Origin of the sequence: Nocardioides sp. (genome assembly GCF_036374615.1) — a bacterium.
In the GTDB taxonomy this organism is placed as follows: Bacteria; Actinomycetota; Actinomycetes; order Propionibacteriales; family Nocardioidaceae; genus Nocardioides.
This window is the reverse complement of the sequence record NZ_DASUTK010000084.1, coordinates 1-20854: the sequence shown is the minus strand read 5'-3', so window position 1 is coordinate 20854 and position 20854 is coordinate 1. Positions and strand designations below refer to the sequence as shown.

The following is a 20854-nucleotide window of genomic DNA, read 5'->3' as shown; positions in this document are numbered from 1 at the left end:
CAACCTGCGGGTCATCGACCGCGGTGTCGGTGCGATCACCGAGACCAACGTCGACCTGGCCGCCGCCTCCGACGCGATCATCATCGGGTTCAACGTCCGCCCGCAGGGCAAGGCGACCGAGATGGCCGACAAGGAAGGCGTGGAGATCCGGTACTACACCGTGATCTACCAGGCGATCGACGAGATCGAGGCCGCGCTGAAGGGCATGCTGAAGCCCGAGTTCGAGGAGTCGGTGCTGGGCCAGGCGGAGATCCGCGAGATCTTCCGCTCGTCCAAGGCCGGCAATATCGCGGGGTGCATGGTCACCAGCGGCGTGATCCGTCGCAACGCCAAGGTCCGGTTGCTGCGCGACGGTGCGGTCGTCGCCGACAACCTCGAGCTGGCGTCGCTGCGGCGTGAGAAGGACGACGCGTCCGAGGTCCGCGAGGGCTTCGAATGTGGTCTGGTGCTCCGGAACTACCAGGACATCAAGATCGAGGACGTGATCGAGGCCTTCGAGATGCGCGAGATCCCGCGCGACTGAGGCTGCCGTGGTCGTGGTTCCCCGCTCAGGCGGGGAAACCACGACCTCGCGGTCGATGGTTGCCCCCACAAGTCAATGGTTCCCCGCCCGGGCGGGGAAACCCGCACCCCCGGCTCGAGGAGCCCACAGATGAGCAGCAACAACCCGCGTGTGCGGAAGATCGCCGACCGGATCCAGGTGATCGTGGCCGAGATGCTGGAGCGGCGGATCAAGGATCCGCGGCTCGGGTTCGTGACCGTGACCGATGTGCGCGTCACCGGCGACACCCAGCAGGCGACCGTGTTCTACACCGTGCTCGGCGAGTCGCCGTCGACCGAGGCCGACCTCGACGGGACGGCCGCGGCGCTGGAGTCCGCCAAGGGGCTGCTGCGGTCCGAGGTGGCCAAGCAGCTCGGGATGCGGCATGCGCCGACCCTGGCGTTCGTGCACGACGCGCTGCCGGAGAACGCGCGCCACCTCGACGAGGTGCTGGCCAAGGCCCGTGCCCAGGACGAGGCGGTCGCCGCCCAGCGCGGCTCGTCGTACGCCGGCGAGCCCGACCCGTACAAGAAGCCGCGTCCCGCGGACGCCGAGGACGCCGAGGGCACCGGCGAGCCGGACGAGGACGAGTGACCAGACCGTCGGGGTTGGTCGTCGTCGACAAGCCCGGCGGGCTGACCTCGCACGACGTCGTCGGCCGGGTCCGACGGCTGGCTGACACCCGCAAGGTCGGGCACGCCGGCACCCTCGACCCGATGGCCACAGGCGTGCTGGTGCTGGGCGTCAACCGGGCCACGCGGCTGCTCGGTCACCTGATGCTCACCGAGAAGCGGTACGCCGCGACCGTCCGGCTCGGCGTCAGCACCACCACCGACGACGCCGAGGGCGAGGTCGTGGCGACCAGCCCCACCGACGCGCTGACCGAGGACGCCGTGCGGGCCGGGTTCGCCTCCCAGGTCGGCGAGCTCGACCAGGTGCCGTCGGCGGTGTCGGCGATCAAGGTCGACGGCAGACGGGCCTACCAGCGGGTGCGCGAGGGGGAGGACGTGGTGCTGCCGTCGCGTCGTGTCACCGTCCACGAGCTGACGGTGACGGCGGTACGAACCGAGGCCGCCACGTGTGAGGCGGACATCGAGGTCCGCTGCTCGAGCGGCACCTACATCCGCGCGATCGCACGTGACGTCGGCGTCGCGCTCGGCGTGGGTGGTCACCTCACCGCGCTGCGTCGCACCGCGGTCGGACCGTTCGACCTGACTCGGGCCAGCACCCTCGAGGCGCTGGCCGAGGACCTGGCGATGGTCCCGCTCGGGGAGGCCGCCCGGGCCGCGTTCTCGGCGTACGACCTCGACGAGCAGCAGGCCGTCGACGTGCGCTTCGGGCGTCGCGTCCGGCTCACGTTGCCGAGTCCCGGGCCGGTCGCACTGTTCGCCCCGGACGGCGAGTTCCTGGCGCTCTACGAGCAGCAGGGAGAGCACGCGCGGGCGGTGGCAGTGTTTGTCGGATGATGGCCGTCGGATGAGTCGCCAGTAGGGTTTCGCCCGTGCACGTCTGGCGATCCGTGACGGAGATTCCCGCCGACCTCGGCCCGACCGTGGTCGTGATCGGCAACTTCGACGGTGTCCACCGCGGGCACCGGACGGTCATCGGTCGTGCCCGCGCCCTGGCGGAGGAGCGGGGACACGCCCTGGTCGCGGTCACCTTCGACCCACACCCGATGGCGGTGCTGCGTCCCGAGCACGCACCGTCGATGCTCACCTCCCTGCACGAGCGGGCGCTGCTGCTCGCCGAGTGCGGGGTCGCGCACGTCTTCGCACTGCCGTTCTCCCGCGAGATCGCGGCCTGGACCCCCGACGAGTTCGTCTCCCGGATCCTCGTCGACGGGCTGCACGCCTCCGCCGTCGTGGTGGGCGCCAACTTCCGCTACGGCAGCCGCGCCGCCGGTGACGTCGCTACTCTCCGGGCCTCCGGTGGACAGCACGGCTTCGACGTCGAGGGGGTGCCCCTCGACGGCGGACCGCAGGTGTGGTCCTCGACCTACGTGCGGACGTGCCTGATCGCCGGCGACGTCGCGGGTGCGGCCGAGGCGCTCGGCCGGCTCTTCGCCGTGCGCGGCGTCGTCATCGAGGGCGACCGGCGTGGCCGCGAGCTCGGCTACCCCACCGCCAACGTGCCGCTCCCACCCGGCATGGCCGCGCCTGCCGACGGCATCTACGCCGGATGGCTCACCCGGACCGACACCGGCGAGCGCTACCCCGCGGCGATCAGCATCGGCACCAACCCGACGTTCGCCGGCGAGCGGGCGCGCCGGGTGGAGGCCTACGCGCTCGACCGCGACGACCTCGAGCTCTACGGCGTCGAGATCGAGATCGCGTTCGTCGACCGGCTGCGCGGCATGGTGCGGTTCGACGGGATCGACCCGCTGCTGGCGACGATGGCCGACGACGTACGCCGGACGCGAGAGCTGCTCACGCCGTGACCGCAGCCGCGGCCGACGAGACTCGCGCCACCGAGGAGTGGTTCGTCACCCACGGCCTGCCGTACTTCGTCGACGACCTGCGTGCGAAGGTCCGGCGCGGCCTGGCTCGGCCGAGGCTGCTCCGCCTGCTGGTGGTGACGTCGGTCATCGGCGTGGCGGTGGGGATCGGAGTCGGCTGGTGGAGCGATGACGTCGGCGCCGGGCTGGTGTCGGGTGCGACGATCGCTGCCCTGGTGCTCGTCGGATATGCCCTCACGGTGCTGCGGACGTGGGTGATCGCGACCTGGGCGATCCGCCGTACCTTCGGCAGCCTCGGCCAGCTCTTCCCACTCGTCACGCGGGCGCTGCCCTTGTTGCTGCTGTTCATCACGTTCCTGTTCATCAACGCCGAGGTGTGGGAGGTGGCCTCCCACCTCGACGGCGCGGTCATGTGGTTGACGGTGGCGCTGTTCACCGCGATCACGGTCGCGTTCCTGCTGGTGCGGCTGCCCGAGGAGCTGCAGGTCTTCGACGACCAGCTCGACGCGGACCGGGTCGTGGCGGGCTGCCGCGGGACGCCGATGGAGGGCTGGGCCGCCGCTCACGATCGTGAGGCGGAGCAGGTGATGCGACAGGAGCGGATGGCCGGTCTCCAGAAGGTGAATCTCGTGCTGATGCTGCTGATCGCCCAGATCGTGCAGGTGCTGCTCCTCTCCTTTGCGGTCTTCACGTTCTTCGTGGTCTTCGGTCTGCTCGTAATGGAGCCCGACATCATCCGGAACTGGACCGGCGAGGAGACTCTCCGCTCGGTGCCCTTCTTCGAGCGGGCCAACATGGAGCTGCTCCAGGTCTCGGTCTTCGTCGCGGCGTTCAGCGGCCTCTACTTCACCGTGTACGCCGTGACCGACGAGATCTACCGACGCCAGTTCTTCACCAGCATCGTGCATGAGCTCGAGCGGGCCGTCAGCGTCCGGGTGGCCTACCGGGCACTGCGAGGACAGGACCCTGGCTGAACCGCGCCGGCGCGAGGGGTCTGATTCTGGTTGTTGGAACGTTCGTGCAAACGGCCTCTTGAACAAACGTGCCAACAACCGAAATCTGGTGGTCCTGCCAGAGACCCGCCACGGCTGTGGATGACGAGGCCACGCCCACCGAGCCGGCGTGGTGGGCTGGGTGCATGCCGATGCTGATCGACACCGTCACGCGGACCGGAGCGCTGGTCTCCGCCGTGAACGAGCTGCTGGCGGAGGGTGGACCGCGAGCGCTGTCGGTGCGGGCGATCGGCCGGGTGAGCCACGTGAGCCCGTCGTCGATCATCCACCACTTCGGGACGGTCGAGCAGCTGCTCCGGGTGGCGGCACACTGGACCGGTGGCGCGCGGCGGGAGGCCATCGCCGTGCGGGCGAACGAGGGCGCCCTCGCCTTCCTGCCCGCGACCGATGATGACGTCGTCGATGCGCGTGTGTGGCTGGCCTGGTGCGAGCTGTGGCGGTCGGACCCGGCGGTCGAGGTGGTCATTCGCGAGGCTCGCGAGGACGAGCGTGCGCTGTTGGCGAGACTGACCGACTACGCGCACCCGGCCGACGAGCTGGACGTGTTGGTTGCCCTCATCGAGGGCCTCACGGTCGCCTGCTGCGCACCACACAACCCGCATCACCCGAGCGGGCACGCAGACTCATCAGGAGCTGGCACGCCCCGCGATGAGTGGGGTGCTTGACCCGGGCTAGTCGGCATCCAGGTCCTGCTCGACCAGGGCAGCGATCGTGTCGACCGCCGCACCGTCATCGCCGGCGACCTCGACGGTGTCACCGTTCTTGGCGCCCAGCGTCATGATCATCAGCGACGAGCTGGCGTCGACGCCGTTGATCGTCACCTCCGACCCCAGCTCACCCGCCTTCTCGGCGATGATCGCGGCGGGACGGGCGTGGAGGCCGACGGCGGAGCCGACGACGACGGACTTGCTGGGCATGTGGTCGAGCCTTTCGTTGGTGGGTGGATCAGACGGTAGCGAGGTCGGTGTCGCGGCTGCCGATGGACTTCAGTGCGATCACGGCGGCGGCACCGACGATCACGCCGGCCGCGAGTGCGATCAGGTAGCCGACGACCCCGTCCACGGCGAACAGGACGAAGATGCCTCCGTGGGGCGCTCGAACGCCGACGTCGAGGGCCATCGAGAGGCCGCCGGTGACCGCGCTGCCCAGCATGATCGCCGGGATCACGCGCAGTGGATCAGCTGCCGCGAACGGGATGGCGCCCTCGGTGATGAAGGAGGCGCCCAGGGCCCAGCCCGCCTTCCCGTTCTCGCGCTCGGGCACCGAGAACAGTCCGGGTCGGATCACCGTCGCCAGCGCCAGCGCGATCGGCGGGACCATGCCCGCGAGCATCACGGCCGCCATGATCTTGAGCTCGGGAGCGTCAGTGACCAGCGCTGCTCCGCCGACGCCGGCAGCCGCGAAGCTGTACGCGACCTTGTTGAGGGGTCCGCCCATGTCGAAGGCCATCATCAGGCCGAGGATCACGCCGAGCAGCACCGCGCTGCTGCCGCTCATCGAGTTCAGACCGTCTTCGAGCTGGCCCATCAGCCAGGAGATCGGACGCCCCAGGACGACCAGCATGAGGAACCCGGCGATGATGCTGGTGAGGAGCGGGATGATCAGGACCGGCATCAGGCCGCGGCCCCAGGTCGGAACCTTCCAGCCCGCGATCCAGTGGGCGATCAGACCGGCCAGGACGCCGCCGACGATGGCGCCGAGGAAACCGGTGACCGGGTAATTTCCCTCGACCTGGATCACGTTGGCGGCCAGTCCGCCCATCACGAACCCTGGCGCGATGCCCGGGCGGTCGGCGATCGCGTAGGCGATGTAGCCGGCGAGCGCAGGCACGAAGAACGCGAAAGCCGTCTGGCCGATGATGAGCAGCACGGCCCCGATGTAGGCGAAGAACCCGGAGTCCAGCAGCGCGTGCTCCAGGCCGAGAGCCTCGACGTCCGGCAGGTTCGTGAAGGAGTTCTCGAGCAGGATCTGCTGTGCGGAGTCGGTGATCGTGTAGCCGCCGAACAGGAACCCGAGCGCGATCAGGAGACCACCCGCCGCGACGAACGGGATCATGTACGACACGCCGGTCATCAGCACCCGACGGACGCGTCCGCCCCAGGTCTCGTCGCCGGCTCCGCCGCCCTCGCCGGACACGTGGCCCTCCACGCGCGGGGCGTTCGGGTCGTCGGCGTAGCGCAGTGCCTCGGCGATCATCGTGTCGGCGTCGTCGATCGGCCGCTTCACACCGGAGGTCACCACCGGCTTCCCGGCGAACCGACCGCGGTCGCGGACTCCGACGTCCACGGCGAAGATGACGGCGTCCGCCTCCGCGATCGTGCCCGGTGCCAACGGGGTGGACCCGGCCGAGCCCTGGGTCTCCACCTGGAGCGCGATTCCGGCCTTCTCGGCTGCGGCCTCGAGCGCCTCGGCGGCCATGTAGGTGTGGGCGATGCCGGTCGGACAGGCGGTCACTGCGACCAGGCTGCGCTGCCCAGCGGCAACCTCGGGTGCCGGGTCTGGTGCCGGCGCCGCCGCAGCCGGTGCGGACGAACCGGCAGGAGCCGTCGGGGTCTCCGCCGTCTCGAGCCCGAGCTCGCGCTGCACGAGCGCGACGACGTCGGCCGGCGACCCCGCAGCACGCAGCGCATCGGTGAACGCCGGCTTCACCAAGGCCCGGGCGAGCTGGGTGAGGATCTGCAGGTGGTCGGCATCGCCGCCCGCGGGAGCCGCGATGAGGAACACCAGGTCGGCGGGGCCGTCCTTCGCGCCGAAGTCGACCTTCGGTTCGAGGCGGGCGAAGGCCAGCGTGGGCTCCTCGACCCCGGCGGTGCGGCAGTGGGGGATGGCGATCCCCCCGGGCAGGCCGGTGGCAGAAGTGTCCTCGCGGGCGAACGCGTCGGCCACGAGCTGCTCGACGTCGTGGCTGCGGCCGGCGTCGCCGACGATCCCGGCCAGCGACCGGATCACGTCCTGCTTGGTGTCGCCGAGAGGGGTGTCCAACCGCACGAGGGCGGTGGTGATCAGGTCGGTCACGGAGGTCAGCTTCCTGGGGTGGGGGTTGGGGTGAGGGGATGGACGGCGACGTGAGTCGGGTCGACGTGCCGGGGTTCGGGGATGGTGGTGCCGGGCAGGCCGGCCGCGGCGCTGCCGTAGGCGACCGCGAGCGCGAGGCGGGCCTCGGGGGGCCGACCCTCCAGCGCGGCGAGCAGGTAGCCGAAGAGGCTCGAGTCGCCGGCGCCGACGGTGCTCACGACTGTCGTCGGCGGGGGAGTGGCGTGCCAGGCCCCACCCTCGGTCACGAGCACGGCGCCCCGGGAACCGAGCGTCGCAAGCACGGTCCGCACGCCGCGCTCGACCAGCGTGGCCGCCGCCGCGGCGGCGGCGGCCGGGTCGGCCTCGAGGGCGTCGCCGTCGTGGCCGGTGAACGAGGCCAGCTCGTGGCCGTTGGGCTTCATCAGGTGCGGTGCCGCGACGTCGAGCCGCTCCACGAGCGCGCGGAGCGGGGCGTCGCTGGTGTCGACGGCGACCTCTGCCCCGGTCCCGTGCAGGGCGGTCACCAGCTCGGCGTACCACTCGTCGGGGGCGCCGGGCGGCAGCGAGCCTGCGAGGACCACCCAGTCGCCCTCGCCGGCTCGCCGCCGCAGCGTGTCGACCAGCTCCGCCCGGGTCGCCGGCGTCATCTCGGGTCCGGGACTGTTGATCTTGGTCGTGGTCCCGTCGGGATCGCTGATCGTGATGTTGACGCGGAGGTCGCCGGCCTGGCTGACGGGCCGGCAGTCGATGCCCGCCGCGAGCAGCTCGTGGACGAACGGGTCGTCCTTGGGTGCGGGCAGCACCGCCAGGGTCGGTACGCCGGCGGCGACCGAGGCCCGGGAGATGTTGACCCCCTTGCCGCCCGCCTGGGAGCTGACCGACGCGGCGCGCTGGACCGCCCCGTGCTGCAGCGGCTCGGTGAGGGCGACGGTGCGGTCGTGGCTCGGGTTCGCGGTCAGAGTGATGATCACGCGACCACCACCTCCAGTCCGGCGGCCTGCAGCGCGTCGCGGTCCTCGTCCTTGATCCCGGAGTCGATGACGAGGACGTCGAGGTCGTCGAGCGAGGCGAACCGCTGCGCGTTCTCGACCCCGATCTTCGAGGAGTCGGCCACGACGACGGTGCGACGGCCGGCGGCCACGATCGCCCGCTTGGTGGCCGCCTCGTCCCGGTCGGGGGTCGTGAGGCCGTACTCCGCGCTGATGCCGTTCGTGGCCACGAACGAGACGTCGGCCCGCAGGTTCGCGAGCGCCGCGACCGTGTCGGAGCCGACCGCCGCCTGGGTGGTCGACCGCACCCGACCGGGGAGCAGGTGCAGCTCGATCTGGGGGAACCCGGCGAGCCGCGCGGCGACGGGGACCGCGTGGGTCACGACGGTGAGCCGGTGGTCCCGCGGGAGGACCGCGGCCAGCCGAACCGTCGTGGAGCCGGCGTCGAGGATGATGACCGAGCCCGGCGGGGGCAGCAGCTGCACGGCGGCCGCCGCGATGGCGTCCTTGGCCCCTGGGTTGACCTGGTCGCGCTCGCGCAGGCCCGCTTCGATGACCGTCAGCGAGCTCGCGGGAACCGCGCCCCCGTGCATCCGCCTGACCAGACCGATACGTTCCAGCGTGGAGAGGTCGCGGCGGACGGTCTCGGTCGTGACGGCGAAGGTCTCGGCGAGCTCGGCTACTGACAACCGGCCCTGCTGGCCGATCAGCTGGGCCATCGCCTGCTGACGTTCCTCGGCGTACATCGTCACCTCTCGACAGCACCTCTCCGACGGCTCTGTGTATATGTGGTTTTACGCCCGTATCTGTTGACTGTCAAGGGGGGTCCAGGGGTAACTTGGCGCCATGGTCACCGATACCTCCTCCGACACCACCTCTGGAACGCTGCACGGGACGCCGGTTGTCCCGGGCCTCGCCCACGGCCCGGCGCTGGTCGCCCGCACCGACGTCTCGGACAACGCCATCGCGGCGTTCGACGGGTCCTCGTTGACCGAGGGGGCCGCCACCGAGCGGTACGACGAGGTGGCCGGTCAGGTGGCCGACGGGTTCGCCGCGAAGGCCGCCACGGCCTCCGGCGCGGCGGCCGAGGTGCTCACCGCCAGCGCGGGGCTCGCCCGCGACAAGGGGCTGCGTGGTGCCGTCGTGAAGCAGCTCAAGTCGGGCGACGACCTCGTGAGCGCCGTCGAGGCCGCGGTCGAGTCGTTCGTGACCATCTTCACCGGGATGGGCGGGCTGATGGCCGAGCGCGTCACCGACCTGCGTGACATCGAGCGACGGATGATCGCCCGGATCGTCGGGGAGCCGGAGCCCGGCGTCCCCGTGCCGGAGGAGCCGTCGATCCTCATCGCCGCCGACCTCGCACCGGCCGACACCGCCGGCCTCGACCCCAGCGTGGTGCTCGCGCTGGTCACCGAGCGCGGCGGACCGACCAGCCACACGGCGATCATCGCCCGGCAGCTCGGTATCCCCTGCGTCGTAGGCACAGCCGGCGCGCTCGAGGTCCGGGCCGGGACCCGGCTGCTGGTCGACGGCGTCGCGGGCACAGTGGAGATCGAGCCGGACGCCGACGAGGCCGACCGCCGAGTCGCTGCCGACCGAGAGCAGCGCGCAGCGCTCGCGTCGTGGTCCGGGCCCGGTGGGACGGCCGACGGCAAGCCGATCCGGATCCTCGCCAACGTCGCCGACGGCGAGTCGGCGCGAGCCGCTGTGGACAGCGCCCCCGTCGAGGGCGTCGGGCTGTTCCGGACCGAGCTCTGCTTCCTCAACCGGACCGAGGAGCCGACGGTCGAGGAGCAGGCCGAGATCTACGGGCAGGTGCTGTCCGCGCTGGCGGGGGAGGGGCCGGGCGACCGTGATCGGTACGTCGTGGTGCGGACGCTCGACGCCGGCTCGGACAAGCCGCTGGCGTTCGCCAACCTGACCGGGGAGGAGAACCCGGCGCTGGGCGTCCGTGGCTTGCGCCTGTCGTTCGGGAACCCGGGCCTGATGGAGCGTCAGCTGGACGCGATCGCGCAGGCAGCCAAGACCGCCGGCACCGAGACGTGGGTGATGGCGCCGATGGTGGCGACCGTGTCCGAGGCAGCGGACTTCGCGGCCCAGGTGCGCGAACGCGGCCTCAAGCCGGGCGTGATGGTCGAGGTGCCATCCGCGGCGCTCTTGGCGCACCGGATGCTGGAGCACGTCGACTTCCTCTCGATCGGCACCAACGACCTCACGCAGTACACGATGGCGGCGGACCGGATGGCGTCCGATCTCGCGCACCTCACCGATGCCTGGCAGCCGGCGGTGCTGCAGCTGATCGCGATCACGGCCGAGGCCGGCGTCCAGGCCGGCAAGTCGGTGGGGGTGTGCGGCGAGGCCGCCGCCGACCCGGTGCTGGCCTGCTGCCTGGTCGGCATGGGCATCACGTCGCTGTCGATGGCGGCGGCCGCGATCCGTCCGGTCGGCGCGCAGCTGGGCCGGGTCACCTCCGACCAGTGCGAGGACGCCGCCGAGGCCGCGCTGGCCGCCAGCGACCCGAAGGCCGCCCGCGAGGCCGCCCGCGCCGCGCTCGGCCTCTGACGCGCTGGGCTCTGAAATGCGGTAGTCCCCGACGCTTTGGTTGCCGATCGGCGATTTCGACAGCCGAAGCGTCGGGGACTACCGAAGTGGTCCCTCGACCTCACCCTCCCCGTCTCGCGTGAGTGCCGCGTCCCGCGGCCCTCACGGCTCGACGGTGACCTTGATCGCTTCCCCGTTCTTGACGATGTCGAAGGCGGACATCACGTCGTCGAGCGGGATGTGGCGGGTGATCAGGTCCTTGACCGGGACCTGCCCCGTGGAGATGTACTGCAGCGCGCGCTTGTTGTGGTCGGGGGAGGACCCGTTGGCGCCGTGCACGTGCAGCTGGCGGTAGTGGATCAGGTTCGAGTCGGCCTTGATGAACGGGTCGTTCTTGGGGAGCCCACCGAAGAACGAGATCCGGCCCTGCCGGGCGGCCATCGAGATCGCCTGCTCCTGGGTGATGTTGGCGGGGGTCGCGGTGATGATCACGTCAGCGCCGCGGCCGCCGGTCAGCTCCATCACCTTCTCGACGACGTCGCCCTCGCCGGCGTTGATGATGTGGTCGGGCTGCACCGCATCGGCTGACATCTGGAGCCGCTCGGCGTTGATGTCGACGAGCACCACCGGGCCGACCTTGTGGACGCCGCGCGCGATCCGGATGTGCATGCAGCCGATCGGGCCGGCTCCGAAGACGACCGTGAAGTCCCCCTCCTCGATACCGAGCTGCTCCTGGGCGTTGATGGCGCACGCGAACGGCTCGGCGGCCGACGCCTCGTCGTACCCCACGTTGTCGGGGATCCGGTTGAGGCCGTCGACCTTGAGCACCTGCTCGGGCACGACCATGTACTCGGCGAAGCCGCCGTCGTACTGGTAGCCGACCGAGGTCTGGTTCTGGCAGACCTCCATCCAGCCCTTCCGGCACTCGTGGCACTCACCGCACGGTACGGCGGCGATGCACTGGACCCGGTCGCCGACCTGGAAACCACCACGGGCGTCGGCACCCACCTCGACGACCTCGCCGGCGATCTCGTGGCCCATCGTCGTCGTCCGGGTGATGTTGACGTGGCCGTTCGTCTTGATCTTCACGTCGGTGCCGCAGGTCGAGCAGTTCTTGACCTTGATCCTCACCTCGGCCGGGCCGCACTCCGGCTCGGGCACGTCCTCGAGCCGGACGTCCTCGGGGGCGTAGAAGCGCAGTGCCTTCATCGGGGTCTCCTCATGGGTCGCAGTGGTCGCATCGTGGTCGCATCGTGGTCACAGCGTGGGATCGGTGGGGATGTCAGCCACCGTACCCACCAGAACGGGCATAAATCCACACCTTCCGTCCAGAAAGTGTGCCCGGATGCTTGTGTATATGCCCGGATGTGGGGTTTACTGCGAGCAGGATGTGATCGCCATCACGGCGACGGTCGTACGAGTTCGGAGGAACCAGATGTCCACCACCACATCGGCACCCGGGGGCGGCACCCGGGTCAAGGTGCAGAAGTTCGGGACGTTCCTGTCCAACATGATCATGCCCAACATCCCCGCGCTGATCGGGTGGGGCCTCTTCACGGCCCTGTTCATCGACGTGGGCTGGTTGCCGAACGCCGACCTGGCGACGTTCGTGGGCCCGGCGATCCACTACCTGCTGCCGATCCTGATCGCCGCCACCGGAGGGCGGATGGTGTACGGCGACCGCGGGGCGGTGGTCGGCGGCTTCGCCACCATGGGTGTGATCGCCGGCTCGGACCTGTTGATCTTGCAGTTCAACGAGGCGCTGCCCGCGGGTGAGGACCCGCGCGGCCAGGTCCACATGTTCATCGGCGCGATGATCATGGGCCCGCTGGGGGCGTACGTGATGAAGCGTCTCGACGCGCTGTGGGACGGCAAGGTCAAGCCGGGCTTCGAGATGCTCGTCAACATGTTCTCGGCGGGGATCACCGCCTTCGTCCTCGCCGTCGTCGGCTTCTTCGCGCTGGCGCGCGTGGTCAACGGGATCATGGACGTGGCCGGTAACGCGGTCGAGGTGCTGGTCGACAACGGGCTGTTGCCGCTGACGTCCATCATCATCGAGCCGGCGAAGGTCCTCTTCCTCAACAACGCCATCAACCACGGTGTGCTAACGCCGCTAGGACTGCAGGAGGCGGCCGAGCAGGGCAAGTCCGTGCTGTTTCTGCTGGAAGCCAACCCCGGCCCTGGACTGGGCCTGCTGATGGCGTTCGCGCTCTTCGGCAAGGGCGTGGCCAAGGCCAGCGCCCCCGGCGCCGCGGTCATTCAGTTCTTCGGCGGTATCCACGAGATCTACTTCCCCTACGTGTTGATGAAGCCCAAGCTCATCGTCGCCATGATCGCTGGCGGCATGACCGGCGTGGCCATCAACGTGGCCCTCGACGTAGGGCTGGTGGCACCGGCGGCGCCGGGCTCCATCTTCGCGGTCTACGCGCAGACGGCCCGGGGGGACTACCTCGGCGTCACGTTGGGTGTCTTCGGTGCCGCGGCCGTCTCGTTCGCGGTGGCGTCGTTCATGCTCAAGCTGGAGCGCGGTGATGACGACGGCGACCTGACCGTGGCCACCGCACGCATGGAGGCCAACAAGGGCAGGAAGTCCTCGGTGGCCACCGCGCTGACGGGGGCCAACGCCCCCAAGGAGATCCATTCGATCGTGTTCGCCTGCGACGCCGGCATGGGCTCCTCCGCCATGGGCGCTTCGGTGCTGCGGAAGAAGATCCAGTCCGCGGGCCACGACGACGTGACCGTGGTCAACAAGTCGATCGCCAACCTGGGCGACGAGTGGGACCTCGTGGTCACCCACCAGGACCTGACCGACCGGGCCAGGCAGCGGACCCCTTCCGCGGTGCACGTCTCGGTTGACAACTTCATGGCCAGCCCGAAGTACGACGAGATCGTCGACCTGCTCCACCAGACCAACGGTGAGGGCGGAGCCGCAGTCGAGGCCGCGACGGATTCCGGTGGCGGCGACGTGCTGGCGGCCGAGTCGGTGGTGCTGGCCGGGACGGCGGCGACCCGGGACGAGGCGATCACCGAAGCCGGCAACCTGTTGGTCGCGGCCGGCGCGGTCGACCCGTCGTACGTCGACTCGATGCACGCGCGCGAGCAGTCGGTGTCGACCCACATGGGCAACGGGCTCGCCATCCCGCACGGCACCAACGAGGCGAAGTCCGCGATCCGCCGCACCGGTCTCTCCTTCGTGCGGTACGGCGCTCCGGTCGACTGGAACGGCAAGCCGGCCGAGTTCGTGGTCGGGATCGCCGGCGCCGGCGACGACCACCTGGCGCTGCTGTCCCGGATCGCCGAGGTGTTCACCGACACCGAGCAGGTCGAGCGGTTGCGGGCCGCGACGACCGTCGAGGAGGTGCGCGCCGTCCTGTCCGGCGTTCGCGCCTGACGGAACAGTCCGAGGCGCGTCCGCACCCGTCGGGTGTGGGCGCGCCTCGGCGCACCTGAGGGGTGTGGATCAGCGCAACCACGCCAGCACGGCGAGCACCCTGCGGTTGTCGTCGGCGGCCACCGGCAGGTCGAGCTTGCTGAAGATGCTGTTGGTGTGCTTCGCGACGGCCTTCTCGGACACGAAGAGGGCGGCAGCAATCGCCGCGTTCGACCGTCCTTCGGCCATCAGCGCGAGCACGTCCTTCTCCCGCGCCGTCAGGCGGTCGAGCGGCTCCTCGCGCTTGTGGGCCATGATCGCCGCGATCACCTCGGGGTCGATCACCGTGCCGCCGGCCACCACCCGGCGTACGCCGTCGACGAACTCCGCCACGTTGGACACGCGGTCCTTGAGGAGGTAGCCCACCCCGCCGTCACCGCTGGCCAGCAGCTCGCGGGCGTAGAGCTGCTCGACGTACTGCGACAGGACCATCACCGGGTAGCCCGGCCGGTGCGCGCGGATCGCGATCGCTGCCCGCAGCCCCTCGTCGGTGAACGTCGGCGGCAGTCGTACGTCGAGCACCGCGCCGTCCGCCTCCACGTCCCGCAGCACCGCGTCGAGCTGAGGTGCGTTGTCGACCGCGGCGACGACCGTGCACCCGTTGGCCTCCAGCAGCCGGATCAGACCGTCCCTGAGGAGGGCGTTGTCCTCTCCGATGACAAGGCGCACGGGATCTCCAGGGTGACGATCGTGGGCCCCCCGTCGGGGCTCGAGACCACCATCGTGCCGTCAAACGCCGAGAGTCGCCGCATCACCCCGAGCATGCCGGTGCCGTGTCGCGGCTCGGCACCGCCGACGCCGTCGTCGCCGACGACGACCCGCAGCAGGTCGTCACGGTGGCGCAGCTCGATCCAGGCCCGCGTGGCCCCGGCGTGCTTGCCGACGTTGGTCAGGCACTCGGCGACCGCGAAGTAGACCGCAGACTCGACCGGTGCCGGCGGCCGTCCCTCGAGGTGCGCGTCGACGGCGACCGGCAGCGCCATGTCCAGCGCGAGCGCCTCCACCGCGCCGACGAGGCCGCGATCCGCGAGCACCGGCGGATGGATCCCCCGGACGACGCCACGGAGGTCCGCGAGCGCGGCGCCGGTGGTCTCCCGCGCCTCGGCCACCAGCCGCTGTGCTTCCTCGGGGTCGCGGGCGAGCAGGTCGTCGGCGAGCCCGAGCGTCATGCCGAGCGAGACGAGCCGGGCCTGCGCGCCATCGTGCAGGTCGCGCTCGAGCCGACGCAGCTCGGCGGCGCTGTGGTCGACGGTGACCGCCCGGGAGACCGTCAGGTCGGCCACGCGTTGCTCCAGCTGCTCGGTGTGGCCGCGGGTGAGGAACATCCGGTCGAGCGTGGCGCGGAGCCGCATCAGGTGCGGGGCGCCGTACCACCAGAGGGCACCGGTGACGACGAGCAGCAGCAGCAGCACGGTGAACAGCGACAGCGCCAAGCCGACCGTCATCGACACCAGTGCCCACAGCAGCTCTCGCCACGTCATCGGGTCGAGCGCCCAGGTCTGCAGCCGGCGCATGGCGGGGAGGCCGTCGGTGGGCAGGTAACCCGCAGGCAGCTCGTGCCCGAGCGTCGCCGCAGCCATCCTGCGGTGGATCCCGGTGATCCAGCGCAGCGCCGGAACGGCGACCAGCAGCAACGGGACCCCCACCGTGACGACGGCGAGCGCGCCACCGACCACGACGAGCACGAACGCCAGCACCGTCGGCACCAGGAGCAGGACCTGGAGCGCGGCGAACCGCGTGACGGTCCAAGGACCCGCTGGCGTGTGCATGGGTCCATCTTCGCCGAGCCGACCGGCGCGGACAGTGGGCCTAGGTCCACCGCTCCAGGGGGCCTGGACCCAGCGACTCGACGCGGGTGCGAACCGAGGGTGGAGACGACCCTTCTCCACCTCGATCCGAAGGAGCACGTGATGTCCATCCGCAACCCGCTCGCGGGCCTGCCGATCCGGGCCGCCCGATGGAGCGCCACCCATCCGTGGCGCGCGATCCTCGGTTGGGTCGGCCTCGTCACGGTCGCCGTCGGTCTGGCCGTGGGGATCCCGACCAACCAGGCCGACGACGCCGACTACCGGAAGCACGAGTCCGGCCAGGCCGCGCAGTGGCTCGACGACGCCGGGTTCTCCGACCCGCTCACCGAGCACCTGCTCATCACGCCCACCGATTCCGACGGCGCAGGCGACCCCGGCGATCTCGAACCCGCTCGGGCCGAGGCCGCGGCCGCGACGTGGGGCCGCGAGATGGCAGAGGTGCCCGGGGTCGAGGAGGTGACCTCACCGGTGTGGAGCCAGGACCGCTCCGCCCTGCTGCTCGCCGTACGCCTGGCCGAGGACCAGGAGGACACCGACGCCATGCGGGCGGTGACCGAACGGGTGCAGGAGCAGTACGACGACCTGCTGGTCCGCCAGGCCGGGGACCTCACGCTCGACGAGGGGATCTACGGCCAGGTCGACGAGGACCTGAGCGCGGCCGAGGGGATCAGCCTCCCGGTCACCCTCGGGTTGATGCTGCTCGCCTTCGGCGCCCTGATCGCGGCCGGGATCCCGGTGCTCCTTGCCGCCTCGAGCGTCGCGGCGACGATCGGGGTCACGGCTCCGATCTCCTGGCTGGTCCCGGCCGAGCCCACCGTCACGAGCATGATCGTCCTGATCGGGATGGCCGTCGGGGTCGACTACTCCCTCTTCTACCTCAAGCGCGAGCGCGAGGAGCGGGCGCGCGGCAGGTCCACGCTGGACGCCGTCGAGATCGCCGCGGAGACCTCCGGCCACTCGATCCTGGTCTCGGGCGTCGCCGTGATCGTCGCGATGTCCGGCCTCTACGTCGTCGGCGACGTCACCTTCAACTCCCTGGCCACCGGCGCGATCCTGGTCGTGGCGATCGCCGTCCTCGGTTCGATCACCGTGCTGCCGGCGCTGCTGGTCAAGCTCGGGCGATGGGTCGACCGGCCGCGAGTGCCCGGCCTGTGGCGCCTGAACCGCCGGATCGGGCAGGGTGGAATCAGCCGGCGGGTGCTGGCACCCGTCGTACGTCGACCGGTGGCGGCTCTCCTGTTCGGCGTGGTTGTCGTCGGGGCGCTCGCCGTGCCGATGCTCGGCATGAAGATGCACAACGCCACCCTCGAGACCCTGCCGGGGGAGATCCCGGAGGTCGCCACCTACCGCGACCTCACGCAGGCGTTCCCACTGGAGGGGGCCTCCGCGTCGGTGGTGGTGCGTGCCGACGCCGACGACGCGGAGGCGGTACGCGCCGCACTCGCCGACCTCGACCAGCAGGCCGTCGACGGCGGGAGCTTCGCGGCCGGTGGGGCCGAGACGATCCGTACGTCCGAGGACGGCCGGACGTCGGTGCTCGAGCTGGGGATCCCGTTCGAGGAGAGTGACCCACGCGTCGACGACGCCGTCGTGCAGCTGCGTGACGAGCTCGTGCCTCCGGCGTTCGAGGGCCTCGACGTCGAGCACGCCGTCGGCGGTGGCGCGGCCCAGGCCTACGACTCGGCGCAGCACCTGTCGACGTACCTCCCGATCGTCATCGGATTCGTGGTCGCCCTCACCATGGTGATGATGGGCTTCGCCTTCCGCAGCGTGCCGCTGGCGCTGGTCTCCTCGGCCCTCAACCTGGCCTCGGTCGCGGTGGCCTTCGGGATGATGACGCTCGTCTTCCAGCACGGCTGGTTCCACGAAGCGCTCGACTTCTCGACGCCCGGCTTCCTGATCGACTGGGTGCCGATGATCGTGCTCGTCATCTTGATGGGGCTCTCGATGGACTACCACGTGTTCGTCCTGAGCCGGGTGCGCGAGCACGTCCGGCGGGGGCTGCCCGCGCGGCTCGCTGTGGAGCAGGGTGTGACCGACACCGCCGGCGTGGTGACGAGTGCCGCTGCGGTGATGGTGTCGGTGTTCGCGATCTTCGCGACCCTGTCGATGATGGAGATGAAGATGATGGGTGTCGGCCTGGCGGTCGCGATCCTGCTCGACGCCACCCTGATCCGGCTGGTCATGCTGCCCGCGGTGCTGGTGCTGCTGGGTGAGAAGGCGTGGTGGCCGCGGCGACCGGAGGCCCCGCGCGGCGAGGTCGTGGAGGAGGTGGACCCGGCGTACGCCGTCAGCGTCCGCTGACGCCGTCCGGACTCAGGCCCGGACTCAGACCGGCTCGACCGTGACCGGGACGCCGTTGAGGGCGGCGTTCCCGGAGAGGTCGAGCCGGTCCGGGTCCGTCAGGTCGTTGATCGAGACGCCGGGCACGTCTGCGGCGCGGGCCATCCCGGGGTTGCCGGTGTGGCCGTACCCGTGCGGCAGCGAGACGACCCCGGGCATCACGTCGTCGGTCAGCGCGACCTCCACGTCGACCGAGCCCACCCGTGACGCGACCCGCACCGTCTCGCCGTCGACGATCGAGCGTTTCGCGCCGTCGTCGGGATGCATCAGCAGCTGGTGACGCGGTCGCCCCCGCGTGAGCCGGTCGACGTTGTGCATCCAGGAGTTGCAGTCGCGCTGGTGCCGACGGCCGATCAGCAGCAGACCCTCCGTCGGCCCGGCCAGTTCGTTCCGCACCCGCTGCAGGTCGGCGAGGATCACCTCCTGGGCCAGGTCGATCCGCCGGTCCGGCGTACGCAACCGGTCAGGGAGGGTCGGCCGCAGCGGGCCGAGGTCGACACCGTCGGGGCGCTTGCGCAGCTCGGAGATGGTCGTGCGTCGCCCGCGGCGCAGCAGCGTGCCGATCGCGAACGTGGGGCTGGGCAGCAGCCGGAGACGCAGCTTCATCCGCGCTCGCCGGGACAGCTTGCGCTCCAGCCGGTCGACGATCCGCAGAGCCAGCTCGCGGAAGATCTCCCAGTCGTGGCGCGCGTCGCGCGGCTTGTCGAACACGGCCGGCGTGAACCTGGCCGTGTTGCGCACCGCCAGACCGTGGAAAGCGATGTCGTAGTGGTCGCGTTCGAGGATGGTGGTCGGCGGCAGGATCACGTCGGCGAGCCGGGTCGTCTCGTTGAGGTAGATGTCGACCGCTGCCATGAAGTCGATCTCCTCCAGGGCGGCACGGAGCCGCTTGCCGTCGGGGGTCGACAGGACCGGGTTCCCCGCGATGGTCAGGACCGAGCGCACCTGTCCCTCTCCCGGGGTCTCGATCTCCTCGGCGAGCACGGAGACCGGCAGCTCGCCGCCGTGCTCGGGGGCGCCGCGCACCCGACTGCGGTAGAGGTCGAAGTGGCCACGGCCGATCAGCCCGGACGTCACGAAGTCGATCGCCGGCTCGGTGAAGAGGACACCGCCCTCCCGGTCGAGGTTGCCGGTGAGCGCGTTCAGGCAGGCGACCGCCCACTGGCAGACCGAGCCGAAGTCCTGCGTCGAGAGCCCGATCCGGCCGTAGACCGCCGCTCCGTCGGCCGCGGCCAGCTCGCGCGTCAGCCGCCGGATCGTCCACGCCGACACCCCGCTGACCGCCTCGGCGTGCTCCGGGGAGAAGTCACGGACCGCGTCGCGGACCTGGTCCACCCCGTCGACGTACGCCGCCGGCCGGACCGCGCCGTCGATCTCGAACAGCTCGTGGAGCATCGCGAGCAGCACCACCGCGTCCGTGCCCGGCCTGACGAAGACGTGCTCGTCCGCCACCCGGGCGGTCTCGGTGCGACGTGGGTCGACCACGACCATCCGGCCGCCTCGCGCCTTGAGGTCGCGCAGCCGGTTCGGGAAGTCCGGGACCGTCATGAGCGAGCCGTTGGACGCCATCGGGTTCGCACCGAACACGAGGAAGTACGACGTGCGGTCGATGTCGGTGATCGGGATCATCAGCTGGTGGCCGTACAGCAGCGACGCCACGAGCTGGTGCGGGATCTGGTCCACGGAGCTGGCGCTGAAGCGGTTGCGCGTGCGCAGCGCCTTGACCAGCGGAACGCCGTGGGTGGCGAACCCGAGAGAGTGCACGTTGGGGTTGCCGAGGTAGACGCCGACCGCGTCCCCACCGTGCCGGTTGATGGTCTCCGCGAGCCGGTCAGCGACCAGGTCGAGCGCCTCGTCCCACCCGATCTCGGACCACTCGCCGGTCATGCGGTCGCGCCGGATCGGCCGCCGCAGCCGGTCCGGGTCGTGGTGCAGGTCGCCGATCGACACGCCCTTGGGGCAGATGTGGCCCCGTGAGAGCGGGTCGTCGGGATTGCCGCGGACACTGGTGACTCGGTCGCCCTCGACCGTGAGTCGGAGGCCGCAGATCGCCTCGCACAGGTTGCACACGCCGATCACGGTCCGGGAGGTCGGCTCGGGGTCGCCCATCCGGGCATCGTGCCACGGTCGCGCCTTCACCCGCACGGGTGAGCTCGAAGGTGTGCCGAGGGTGGTTTCGGGTACGGCAGCGACAGCCAGCTGGCCGGCACAGCGCCGGCCGACCTTCGGAAAGGGACATGATGGGATACGGATTCGGAGTCTTCCTCGTGGCGATCGGGCTGATCCTCGCGCTCGCCGTGCAGGACATGATCGACGCGGTGGACCTGACCACCGTGGGCTGGATCCTGGCGCTGGCCGGCGTCCTCGTCGTCGTGATCACCGCCATCCAGGCCAACAGCAAGCGCACGCACACGACCGCGGCGACCACGACCCACGCCGACGGCTCGCAGACCACCCAGCAGCGCACCACCGAGCGGCAGGACCCGCCCCCGGCGCCCTGATACCGCCTCCGCTGCCACCGGCGCGCACCCCTCACGTTTTGGGTCCGCCGGTGGCAGCGCGATAGTCTCCTTCGGTTGCCGTGCAACGGCCGCGGACACAGAGTGCCCGGGTGAACAGGCCCCGGCGCGCCGCGCAACGAGAACCGAGAAGGAGCCTTCATGTCGATTGGTACCGACGCGGAGACCAAGAAGAAGATCATCGCCGAGTACGCCACGTC

At 70.7% G+C, this 20854-nt stretch carries 17 protein-coding genes and 1 pseudogene; 10 read left to right on the top strand and 8 right to left on the bottom strand.

The genetic code is table 11. The features are described 5' to 3' along the window. The 6 genes and pseudogenes from VFZ39_RS06820 to VFZ39_RS06795 all read left to right on the top strand — a co-directional run. Window positions 1-523 (top strand): annotated as a pseudogene (locus VFZ39_RS06820) (translation initiation factor IF-2); the annotation flags it as partial. Between the two features lie 129 nt (window positions 524-652). After that, window positions 653-1135, top strand: a complete 483-nt coding sequence (gene rbfA / locus VFZ39_RS06815) for a 30S ribosome-binding factor RbfA (RefSeq protein WP_330864980.1) — start codon at window positions 653-655, stop codon at window positions 1133-1135. Next, window positions 1132-2007 (top strand): tRNA pseudouridine(55) synthase TruB, encoded by an 876-nt coding sequence (gene truB / locus VFZ39_RS06810; protein ID WP_330864979.1) that lies wholly within the window; start codon window positions 1132-1134, stop codon window positions 2005-2007. The genes rbfA and truB overlap by 4 nt, the downstream gene beginning before the upstream one ends. Before the next feature lie 35 nt (window positions 2008-2042). After that, a complete protein-coding gene (locus VFZ39_RS06805; RefSeq protein WP_330864978.1) occupies window positions 2043-2978 on the top strand; it encodes a bifunctional riboflavin kinase/FAD synthetase in 936 nt (311 codons plus the stop codon). Beyond that, window positions 2975-3970, top strand: a complete 996-nt coding sequence (locus VFZ39_RS06800) for a hypothetical protein (protein WP_330864977.1) — start codon at window positions 2975-2977, stop codon at window positions 3968-3970. The genes VFZ39_RS06805 and VFZ39_RS06800 overlap by 4 nt, the downstream gene beginning before the upstream one ends. Before the next feature lie 164 nt (window positions 3971-4134). Beyond that, window positions 4135-4674 (top strand): helix-turn-helix domain-containing protein, encoded by a 540-nt coding sequence (locus tag VFZ39_RS06795; RefSeq protein WP_330864976.1) that lies wholly within the window; start codon window positions 4135-4137, stop codon window positions 4672-4674. Between the two features lie 6 nt (window positions 4675-4680). Here the strand turns inward: VFZ39_RS06795 and VFZ39_RS06790 are convergent, their stop codons facing one another. The 4 genes from VFZ39_RS06790 to VFZ39_RS06775 are packed head-to-tail and all read right to left on the bottom strand — an operon-like array spanning window position 4681 to window position 8759. Beyond that, window positions 4681-4926 (bottom strand): HPr family phosphocarrier protein, encoded by a 246-nt coding sequence (locus VFZ39_RS06790; protein WP_330864975.1) that lies wholly within the window; start codon window positions 4924-4926, stop codon window positions 4681-4683. Window positions 4927-4954: 28 nt separating this feature from the next. Then, the gene (locus tag VFZ39_RS06785) at window positions 4955-7024 is read right to left on the bottom strand and encodes a PTS fructose transporter subunit IIABC (protein ID WP_330864974.1); all 2070 of its coding nucleotides are present in this window, start codon (window positions 7022-7024) and stop codon (window positions 4955-4957) included. A 5-nt stretch (window positions 7025-7029) separates the two neighbouring features. Beyond that, the gene (locus tag VFZ39_RS06780; RefSeq protein WP_330864973.1) at window positions 7030-7995 is read right to left on the bottom strand and encodes a 1-phosphofructokinase family hexose kinase; all 966 of its coding nucleotides are present in this window, start codon (window positions 7993-7995) and stop codon (window positions 7030-7032) included. Further along, window positions 7992-8759, bottom strand: coding sequence for a DeoR/GlpR family DNA-binding transcription regulator (locus tag VFZ39_RS06775; RefSeq protein WP_330864981.1), 768 nt, complete (start codon window positions 8757-8759; stop codon window positions 7992-7994). Before VFZ39_RS06775 ends, VFZ39_RS06780 begins: the two co-directional genes overlap by 4 nt. Before the next feature lie 100 nt (window positions 8760-8859). On the opposite strand from VFZ39_RS06775, the gene ptsP reads away from it, so the two are divergent. Further along, window positions 8860-10575 (top strand): phosphoenolpyruvate--protein phosphotransferase, encoded by a 1716-nt coding sequence (gene ptsP / locus VFZ39_RS06770; protein WP_330864972.1) that lies wholly within the window; start codon window positions 8860-8862, stop codon window positions 10573-10575. 141 nt (window positions 10576-10716) lie between these two features. Here the strand turns inward: ptsP and VFZ39_RS06765 are convergent, their stop codons facing one another. After that, entirely contained in the window at window positions 10717-11763 is a 1047-nt protein-coding gene (locus VFZ39_RS06765) for a zinc-dependent dehydrogenase (protein ID WP_330864971.1), read from the bottom strand. A 226-nt stretch (window positions 11764-11989) separates the two neighbouring features. Between VFZ39_RS06765 and VFZ39_RS06760 the strand changes: the two genes are divergently transcribed. Beyond that, entirely contained in the window at window positions 11990-13945 is a 1956-nt protein-coding gene (locus tag VFZ39_RS06760) for a PTS mannitol transporter subunit IICBA (protein ID WP_330864970.1), read from the top strand. Between the two features lie 69 nt (window positions 13946-14014). Here the strand turns inward: VFZ39_RS06760 and VFZ39_RS06755 are convergent, their stop codons facing one another. After that, window positions 14015-14653, bottom strand: a complete 639-nt coding sequence (locus VFZ39_RS06755) for a response regulator transcription factor (RefSeq protein ID WP_330864969.1) — start codon at window positions 14651-14653, stop codon at window positions 14015-14017. Next, on the bottom strand, window positions 14605-15753 hold the full coding sequence (locus VFZ39_RS06750; RefSeq protein ID WP_330864968.1) for a sensor histidine kinase: 1149 nt from the start codon (window positions 15751-15753) through the stop codon (window positions 14605-14607). Before VFZ39_RS06750 ends, VFZ39_RS06755 begins: the two co-directional genes overlap by 49 nt. Window positions 15754-15894: 141 nt before the next feature. On the opposite strand from VFZ39_RS06750, the gene VFZ39_RS06745 reads away from it, so the two are divergent. Beyond that, window positions 15895-18096 (top strand): MMPL family transporter, encoded by a 2202-nt coding sequence (locus VFZ39_RS06745; protein ID WP_330864967.1) that lies wholly within the window; start codon window positions 15895-15897, stop codon window positions 18094-18096. Window positions 18097-18120: 24 nt separating this feature from the next. Here the strand turns inward: VFZ39_RS06745 and VFZ39_RS06740 are convergent, their stop codons facing one another. After that, window positions 18121-20244, bottom strand: coding sequence for a molybdopterin-dependent oxidoreductase (locus VFZ39_RS06740; protein ID WP_330864966.1), 2124 nt, complete (start codon window positions 20242-20244; stop codon window positions 18121-18123). Window positions 20245-20372: 128 nt separating this feature from the next. Here VFZ39_RS06740 and VFZ39_RS06735 point away from each other — a divergent pair, with 128 nt between their 5' ends. Further along, window positions 20373-20636, top strand: a complete 264-nt coding sequence (locus VFZ39_RS06735) for a DUF6458 family protein (protein ID WP_330864965.1) — start codon at window positions 20373-20375, stop codon at window positions 20634-20636. The last annotated feature ends 218 nt before the right edge of the window (window positions 20637-20854 follow it).